The sequence below is a fragment of the Monashia sp. HAY1-2A genome (assembly GCF_056755315.1).
The window spans coordinates 1-7,870 of the sequence record NZ_JBNDHY010000191.1 but is presented as its reverse complement, the minus strand read 5'-3'; the positions used below and the strand labels follow the sequence as shown (position 1 = coordinate 7,870).

The following is a 7,870-nucleotide window of genomic DNA, read 5'->3' as shown; positions in this document are numbered from 1 at the left end:
GGGTATGACTGCTCCTAGTCGAGCGAGAGGCCGCCGTCCTGCCAGCCGAGTCCGAGGAGTCGTCCATGTCCGACCAGTCCCGCGCTCGGCGCAGCCTCACCGTCGTCTACAACCCCCTCCGCGTCGACGACCTCGAGGACGCGCAGGCGACCGTCGCCAAGGCCTGCGCCGACGGCGGCTGGTCCGAGCCGCAGTGGGTCGAGACCACGGCGGAGGAGACCGGCGAGCGCCAGGCCCGCGATGCCGTGGAGGCGGGAGCGGACGTCGTGGCCTCGCTCGGCGGCGACGGCACGGTCCGCGCCGTCGCCTCGGCGCTCGTCGGGACGGACGTCGCCCTCGGCCTGCTCCCCGGCGGCACCGGCAACCTGCTCGCGCGCAACCTCGGGGTCCCCGTCGGCAGCCTCGAGGAGGCGGCGCGGGCACTCGTCGAGGGCCGGGACCGGCGCATCGACGTCGGCGCGGTGCGCCTGGCCGACGCCCTCCCCGAGCCGGAGTCGAGCCGGGCGACGAAGGACAGCCCCGCCGGGGTCGCGGACGACGAGGAGGTCTTCCTCGTCATGGCCGGGCTCGGCCTCGACGGCGAGATCATGGCCGACACCGACGAGACGGTGAAGGAGGCGGTCGGCTGGGTCGCCTACGTGCTCGCCGCCACCCGGAAGCTCTCGGGTCGCGGCTTCCCCGTCGAGGTGCGGGCCAGGGGTGGGGAGGGGGTCGTCGGCGCCCCCGAGGAGTCGGTCGTGCGGCACGCGCAGGCCGTCATCATCGGCAACTGCGGCACCCTTCAGGGCGGCGTCGAGCTCATGCCGGAGGCCGTCGTGGACGACGGCGTCCTCGATGCCGTCGTGCTCGCGCCCCAGGGAGCCTTCGGGTGGGCCTCGGTCCTCGTCGACGTCGCGACCCGCCACCGCGCCGGGCGCCGGAGGCTCGACCGGCTCGTGGCCCCCGACCTCACCGTCCTCGCGCGTCGCGCCGTGGAGGCCGAGATCGACGGCGACCCGGTCGGACCGCACCGCGCGATGACGGCGCGGGCGCTCCCGGGAGCGCTGGTGGTGCGCGGTGGCTGAGGCTCGCCCGGGCGTCGAGGCCCGCGAACGGCGCGAGGGCGAGGCAGTCCCAGCCCCACCGGGCCGATGGCGCCGGCTGCGCCGGGCCGTCGTGTTCGGCCTGGCCTTCGCCGTGCCCGTGACGGCGCTGGCCTTCATCGCCCGTGAGAAGTTCGTGCCGGTCATCCGTATCGACGAGGCCTCGATCCGCGCCGCCACCGACCTGACCCGCGCGCACCCGGCGTTCAAGACCTTCCTCGTCGCCTGGCAGGAGGCCACGCAGCCGAGGTGGCCCTACATCGCGGCCACCGGCCTGTGCATCTGGGTGTGGCGCCGGCACGGCCTGCGCAGCCGCGCCATCTGGGCGTTCGTCACGATGATGGTGGCCTGGAACCTCCAGCTCGTCCTCAAGGAGGTCGTCCGTCGGACCCGCCCGGTGGTCACCGACGCCGTCTCGCACGCGCCCGGCTACAGCTTCCCCTCGGGCCATGCCGCGAACGCGGCCGCGATCGCCACCGCGCTCGTCCTGCTCGTGTGGCCCGTCGTGTCGCCGCGGACGCGCCGGGTGGTGGTCACCGTCGGGGCGGTGGCCGTCCTCGTGACCATGGCCGACCGCGTCTTCCTCGGCGTGCACTTCCCGTCCGACGTCGTCGCCGGCCTGCTCTTCGGGACGGGGCTGGTCGGCGCCTCCTACCTCGGCTACCTCGGATGGAACCCCCGCACCCCTGACGACCCGCCGCCCCCGGAGGGCAGGACGGGTCCTGAGTCGAAAGGCACCCGGTGAACCGGTCGACGCTGCACCGATACGAGCTGCACCGATACGAGCTGCACCGATACGAGCTGGACCGGACCCGACCGGCCGTCGGGCCCGCGCTGCGCGACCTGGCGCTGCGCGTGCTCGGCCCGGCGATCGTCCTGTTCGCCGTCATCACCGGCATCGGCTTCTTCATCGAGGGGCCGCTCGGCGGTCTCCGGTCCGAGACTGCGGTCAACCGCGCGATCCAGGGCACCCGGACGAGCGCGTGGGACGCCGTGACCCTCGTGTGGTCGCACATCGGCAACACCGAGTACGTCATCGGCGTCTGCATCCTCGTCGCGCTTCTCGTGTGGTGGCGCACCGGGCAGTGGTGGTACGCGGTCGTCCCGGCCATCGCCATCGCCGCCCAGGCCAGCGTCTTCGTCGCGGCGACGATGATCACCGACCGCGACCGTCCGGAGGTCGCGCACCTCGACCCGGCACCGCCGACGTCGAGCTACCCGAGCGGACACGTCGGCGCGTCCACCGCGCTCTACGTGACCTTCGCGGCGATGGCCCAGCGCATCGAGACCCCGTGGCTGCGCCGCCTCGTGACGGTCGTGTGCCTCGTCGTGCCGGTCCTCGTCGGCTACGCCCGCCTCTACCGCGGCATGCACCACCTGACGGATGTCCTCGTCGGCCTGGCCAACGGGCTCGTCTGCTTCGTGCTCGCCTGGCTCTGGCTGCGGCGCGACGTCGGCGCCGCCGACGCGCCGGACGCGTGGGCCCCGGGGCGGACGGCGACGGCCACCCGCTGACGCGTCAGACTCGGGCCCGCCTCGCGCGCCCGAAGGAGTAGATGCCGAAGGCGATGAGGCCGAGCGCGACGAGCGTCAGCATCACCGGACCGCCCGGGGCGCCGAGCAGGCTGTGGAGCGCCCCGTCGAGGCCGGTGGCCTCGCTCGGGCGGTGGCGGACCGCGGCGAGCACGAAGAGGCCGCCGACGATGGCGAGGGCGACGCCCTTGGCGATGTACCCGAAGCGGCCCGCCTTCTCGACCCACGGGCCCGGGTGCGACTGGAGGTCGGTGAGGAACCGGCGCTTCCAGCCCTTGTAGACGTGGTAGACCCCGACGCCGATGACGACGAGGCCGACGATCCCCACGAGCCACTGCCCGGCCGGCTTGGACATGAGGGTGGCCGTGAGGTCCCGGGTCTGCGACGTGCTGTTCCTGCCCTGGTGGCCCCTCGCGTAGCTGAAGGCGGTCACCGACAGGGCGAGGTACACGACGGTCTTGGAAACCGCCTTGACCCGGTCGCCGGCCCCGCCGCGGGTCAGCGCCTCCGTCACCTGCCAGAGCGCGAGGCCGAGCCAGCCGAGGACGGCGACCCACAGGACGACCGTTCCGACGGGGTTGTCGGCCAGCGCCCTGAGGGCCCCCGACTGGTCCGGCCGGCCCGCGCCGGAGAGGGCGAGCTTGAGGGCGATGACACCGATGACGACGTGGAACACCCCGCTGACGGCGTAGCCCACCCGTGCAGCGCTCTCGAGCACCGGGTGGTCCCCGGCCCGGGTTGCGGCGAGCTTGACGTCGGTCACGTCCATCGGAGCCATCCTGTCGGTCGAGCGGAGCGGAGCGGGCATCGGCGAACATACCCGGCCCCGGCTCCCCGCGGACGCGGCGAGGACGCCGGTCCGTGGGCGCGGAGGTGGGTCTCAGGGCGACACTGCGAGCACCCGGAGCAGCTCCGGCCAGACGAGGCGTCCGAGCGCCCGGTCGGCCTCCTCGGTACCACCGCGGGCCAGCTGCAGGCCGCCGGTGGCGACCGGCTCGCCGGGCAGCACGACGCGGTGCCCGGCGTCGGGGTGGCTGACGACCGTGGTGGGCAGGTCGTACGCGGCGCGGCGCGCCTCGATGGCGCGCGCGGCGTCGAGCGAGGGCCACAGTCGGTCGTCCCCACCGGCGACGAGCAGGACGTCGCCGAAGAACCGCTCCACCGGGATCGTCGCTGCCGCAAGGGTGTCGGCCGGCGCGACGGCCAGGCTCCGGCGGTACAGGCCGACGTACTCGGGCGGGTCGCCGGAGATGTCGGCCTCGTCGTCGTACGGAACGAACGGCAGCGGCGCGCCCCCACGGCTCCACGACGCGTGCTGCGGGCGCAGCTCGCCGTCGGGCCCCGGGCCGACGTTGGCCCACGCGACGTGGCTGGGCGCGACCGCGACGACGGCGTCGACGCGCGGGTCCTCGGTGGCAAGGAGCAGGAACGCCTCGGCCGTCTTCGACGTCCCGAGGAGCACGACGCGGTCGCCGTCGGCGGCGAGCCGGTCGATGGCCGGAGCGAACGCCTCGAGGGGGTACTCCCAGATCGTGTCCGGGGTCCCCGGTGCGCCGAACCACTGGTAGGTCAAGGCTGCGGACACGCCCGCCGCGGCGAGCAGGCGGGCCCGCGGCGCCTCGACGCGTCCGCTCGAACCGGACAGGACGAGCACCCCGGTGCCGTTGCCGCCGTCGTGCGGCCGCGCGAGGACGCCCTCGGCATCAGGCAGCGGGTCGACCCGCACGGCGGCGAGGCCGGGTACCGAGGTCGGGTCGGACTGGGGACCACTCATGCCGACCACCCTAGGCACGCGCCGTCGCGCCTCGACGCTCAGCCGCCGAGGCGCTCGAAGCCCGTGACGGTGAGGACCGCGGCTCCGGCCTCGTCGCTGGCGGCGAGGTCGACGACGGCCCGGATGCCCCAGTCGCGGTCGCCGTCGGGGTCGACGACGACCTGCCGCAGCCGCCACTCACCCGGCACCTTCTCGACCTGGAGCAGCGCGGGGGAGCGGGCCTGCTGGTCGGTCGCGACGGCGTCGTGCTCGTCGTAGTAGGCGCCGAGCGCCTCGTTCCACGCGTCGGCGTCCATGACCACCGGACGCGGCGGGTCGGTCAGCTCGGCGACCCGGGCCTCGAGCTCGCCGAGCTGCTCCCACGCGTCGCGGGCGGCGAGCTCGACGCGGTGGAACATGGCGTTGCGGAGCATGACCGTGAAGGCCCGCTCGTTCGCGGTCAGTGGTCGGGCCGGTGGGGCGACCTCCCCGGACGGCCGCCCCGGAGCGGCGCCGTCGGCCGGGTTGACGAGGTCCTCCCACTCGTCGAGCAGGCTCGAGTCGGTCTGGCGCACCAGCTCACCGAGCCACTCGACGACGTCGTCGAGCTCGTCGTCGCGGTAGGCCTCGGGAACGGTGCGCCGCAGCGCCCGGTACGCGTCGGTGAGGTAGCGCAGGACGAGTCCCTCGGACCTCGACAGGCCGTAGTACGAGACGAACTCGGTGAACGTCATGCCGCGCTCGTACATCTCGCGCACGACCGACTTGGGGGACAGTGCGTCGGGGGAGATCCACGGGTGGCTCCGGCGGTACGCGGTGAGCGTCACCTCGAGCAGGTCGGCGAGCGGCTTGGGCCAGGTGACCTCCTCGAGCCGCTCCATGCGCTCCTCGTACTCGACGCCGTCGAGCTTCATCGCGGCCACCGCCTCGCCGCGCGCCTTGTACTCCTGGGCCCACAGCACCTGCCGCGGGTCCTCGAGGATCGCCTCGACGACGCTGACGATGTCGCGCGCGTACGTGTCGGACTCCCGGTCGAGGGTCTCCATGACGGCGAGGGCGAACGGTGCGAGCGGCTGGTTGAGGGCGAAGTCGCGCTGCAGGTCGATGGTCAGGGCGTGCCGGCGTCCCGACGCGTCGGCCGCGGGGAGCCGCTCGACGACGCCGGACGTGAGCAGCTCGCGCGCGAGGACGAGCGCGTGCCGCTGCAGGCGCCGCTGGTCCTTCTCCTCGTGGTGGTTGTCCGACAGCAGGCGAACCGCGTGGGCCACCGGGTTTCCCTCTCGGGCCAGCAGGTTGACGAGCATCGAGTGCGACACGCGCAGCCGCGGCTGGAGCGGCTCCGGCTCGCTCGTGATGAGCCGCTCGAAGGTCTCCTCCGACCAGCCGACGAAGCCGTCCGGCGCCTTCTTGCGCTGGACCTTCCGCTGTTTCTTCGGGTCGTCGCCCGCCTTCTCGACGGCCCGGAGGTTCTCGATGACGTGCTCCGGCGCCTGGGCGACGACCCAGCCCCGCGCGTCGAACCCGGCCCGCCCGGCGCGTCCGACGATCTGGTGGAACTCGCGCGCCTTGAGCAGGCGCTGCTTCGTGCCGTCGAACTTCGTCAGGCCGGTCAGCAGCACCGTGCGGATCGGCACGTTGATGCCGACGCCGAGGGTGTCGGTGCCGCAGATGACCTTGAGCAGGCCGTCCTGGGCCAGCTGCTCGACGAGCCGGCGGTACTTCGGCAGCATCCCGGCGTGGTGGACGCCGACGCCGTGGCGGACGAGGCGCGACAGGGTCCGTCCGAAACCGGAGCCGAAGCGGAAGCCGCCGATGCGCTCGGCGATGGCGTCCCGCTCCTCGCGGGTCGTCATCTTGAGGGCGACGAGGCTCTGGGCCCGCTCGAGGGCGGCCGCCTGGGTGAAGTGGACGACGTAGACCGGGGCCCGGTCCTGCTCGAGCAGCTGCTCGATCGTCTCGTGGATCGGCGTCGTGGCGTAGGAGAACTCGAGCGGCACCGGACGCTCGGTGCCGGTGATGACCGCGGTGGCCCGGCCCGTGCGTCGGGTGAGGTCGTCGCGGAACATCGTGACGTCGCCGAGGGTCGCCGACATGAGGACGAACTGCGCCTGCGGCAGCTCGAGGATCGGCACCTGCCAGGCCCAGCCGCGGTCGGGCTCGGAGTAGAAGTGGAACTCGTCCATGACGACGAGGCCGATGTCGGCGGCGGCGCCCTCGCGCAGCGCGACGTTGGCGAGGACCTCGGCCGTGCAGCAGATGATCGGGGCGTCGCCGTTGACCGTGGCGTCACCGGTGATCATGCCGACGTTGTCGGCGCCGAACTGCTCGCACAGCGCGAAGAACTTCTCCGAGACGAGCGCCTTGATCGGCGCCGTGTAGAAGGAGACGCGGTCCTCGGCGAGGGCGGTGAAGTGCGCGGCCGCCGCGACGAGGGACTTGCCGGACCCGGTCGGAGTCGCGAGGACGACGTTGGCGCCCGAGAGCACCTCGAGGAAGGCCTCCTCCTGGTGCGGGTAGAGCGCCAGCCCCTGCTCCGCGGCCCACTCGACGAACGCGTCGTAGAGCGCGTCGGCATCCGCGTCGGCCGGGATGCGCGCCTCGAGGTTCGTCGTCACCCGGCGAGCATGCCACCGGTCACCCCGCCGGCCGAATCGAGCCTAGGGTGGTTACGGGTCCCGCCCCGGTGGGAACGGAGAGCACGAGACGACGTGAGGCTCGACCGGAGTCCCCTGCGCCGAGGAAGGTGACGCTCATGGAGGCGAAGAAGACGTTCCTGTCGTGGCCGGTGGTCCGGCAGGTCCGCTCGGGAGACTTCCTCGGACGCGGCCCGGCCGTGACGTCCGAGCGCACCCGGTCGCTGGCGCCGCGCACGGCGACGGCCGACCGCGTCGTGCAGAGCGTCTGCCCGTACTGCGCCGTCGGCTGCGGCCAGAAGGTGTACGTCAAGGACGAGAAGGTCGTGCAGATCGAGGGCGACCCCGACTCGCCGGTGTCGCGCGGCCGACTGTGCCCCAAGGGCTCCGCGAGCGAGCAGCTCGTCAACAACCCGGGTCGCCAGCGGCACGTGCTCTACCGGCGGCCCGGCGGCACCGACTGGGAGCGGATGCCGCGGGCCACCGCCGTGGAGATGATCGCCCAGCGCTTCGTCGAGAGCCGGCGTGCCGGCTGGCAGGACGCCGACGAGCACGGCCGTCCGCTCCGGCGCACCATGGGCATCGCCTCGCTCGGCGGCGCGACGCTCGACAACGAGGAGAACTACCTCATCAAGAAGCTGTTCACCGCGGCGGGCGCCATCCAGATCGAGAACCAGGCCCGTATTTGACACTCCTCCACGGTCCCCAGTCTGGGGTCCTCGTTCGGACGCGGCGGCGCGACGCAGTACGTGCAGGACCTGTCCAACTCGGACTGCATCGTCATCCAGGGCTCGAACATGGCCGAGTGCCACCCGGTCGCCTACCAGTGGGTGACCGAGGCCCGTCTCAAGGGCGCGAAGGTCATCCAC

Annotated in this window: 7 protein-coding genes; 4 read left to right on the top strand and 3 right to left on the bottom strand. The window is 73.2% G+C overall.

Annotation, left to right across the window (positions count from 1 at the left end; genetic code table 11):
• The first annotated feature begins 65 nt into the window (after positions 1-65).
• The 3 genes from ACPYOM_RS19740 to ACPYOM_RS19730 are packed head-to-tail and all read left to right on the top strand — an operon-like array spanning position 66 to position 2,597.
• The gene (locus ACPYOM_RS19740) at positions 66-1,064 is read left to right on the top strand and encodes a diacylglycerol/lipid kinase family protein (protein WP_481338932.1); all 999 of its coding nucleotides are present in this window, start codon (positions 66-68) and stop codon (positions 1,062-1,064) included.
• Entirely contained in the window at positions 1,057-1,827 is a 771-nt protein-coding gene (locus tag ACPYOM_RS19735; protein ID WP_481347255.1) for a phosphatase PAP2 family protein, read from the top strand. The genes ACPYOM_RS19740 and ACPYOM_RS19735 overlap by 8 nt, the downstream gene beginning before the upstream one ends.
• Positions 1,824-2,597 carry a phosphatase PAP2 family protein gene (locus ACPYOM_RS19730; RefSeq protein WP_481347254.1) on the top strand — a complete coding sequence of 258 codons (774 nt, stop codon included), beginning with the start codon at positions 1,824-1,826 and terminating at the stop codon, positions 2,595-2,597. Before ACPYOM_RS19735 ends, ACPYOM_RS19730 begins: the two co-directional genes overlap by 4 nt.
• A 4-nt stretch (positions 2,598-2,601) precedes the next feature.
• Here ACPYOM_RS19730 and ACPYOM_RS19725 read toward each other — a convergent pair whose 3' ends face one another.
• The 3 genes from ACPYOM_RS19725 to ACPYOM_RS19715 form a co-directional block, all read right to left on the bottom strand.
• Positions 2,602-3,384, bottom strand: coding sequence for a DUF1206 domain-containing protein (locus ACPYOM_RS19725; RefSeq protein ID WP_481338926.1), 783 nt, complete (start codon positions 3,382-3,384; stop codon positions 2,602-2,604).
• Between the two features lie 111 nt (positions 3,385-3,495).
• Positions 3,496-4,389, bottom strand: a complete 894-nt coding sequence (locus tag ACPYOM_RS19720) for an acyl-CoA thioester hydrolase/BAAT C-terminal domain-containing protein (RefSeq protein ID WP_481347253.1) — start codon at positions 4,387-4,389, stop codon at positions 3,496-3,498.
• A 38-nt stretch (positions 4,390-4,427) separates the two neighbouring features.
• Positions 4,428-6,983 carry a DEAD/DEAH box helicase gene (locus tag ACPYOM_RS19715; RefSeq protein ID WP_481347252.1) on the bottom strand — a complete coding sequence of 852 codons (2,556 nt, stop codon included), beginning with the start codon at positions 6,981-6,983 and terminating at the stop codon, positions 4,428-4,430.
• A 137-nt stretch (positions 6,984-7,120) separates the two neighbouring features.
• Here ACPYOM_RS19715 and ACPYOM_RS19710 point away from each other — a divergent pair.
• Positions 7,121-7,870: molybdopterin-dependent oxidoreductase (locus ACPYOM_RS19710; protein WP_481347251.1), on the top strand; the 750-nt coding region annotated here is incomplete at its 3' end.

Coding starts and splice junctions, on each gene's coding strand:
- ACPYOM_RS19740 (WP_481338932.1), top strand. CDS start 66: ATGTCCGACCAGTCCCGCGCTCGGCGCAGCCTCACCGTCGTCTACAAC.
- ACPYOM_RS19725 (WP_481338926.1), bottom strand. CDS start 3,384: ATGGACGTGACCGACGTCAAGCTCGCCGCAACCCGGGCCGGGGACCAC.
- ACPYOM_RS19720 (WP_481347253.1), bottom strand. CDS start 4,389: ATGAGTGGTCCCCAGTCCGACCCGACCTCGGTACCCGGCCTCGCCGCC.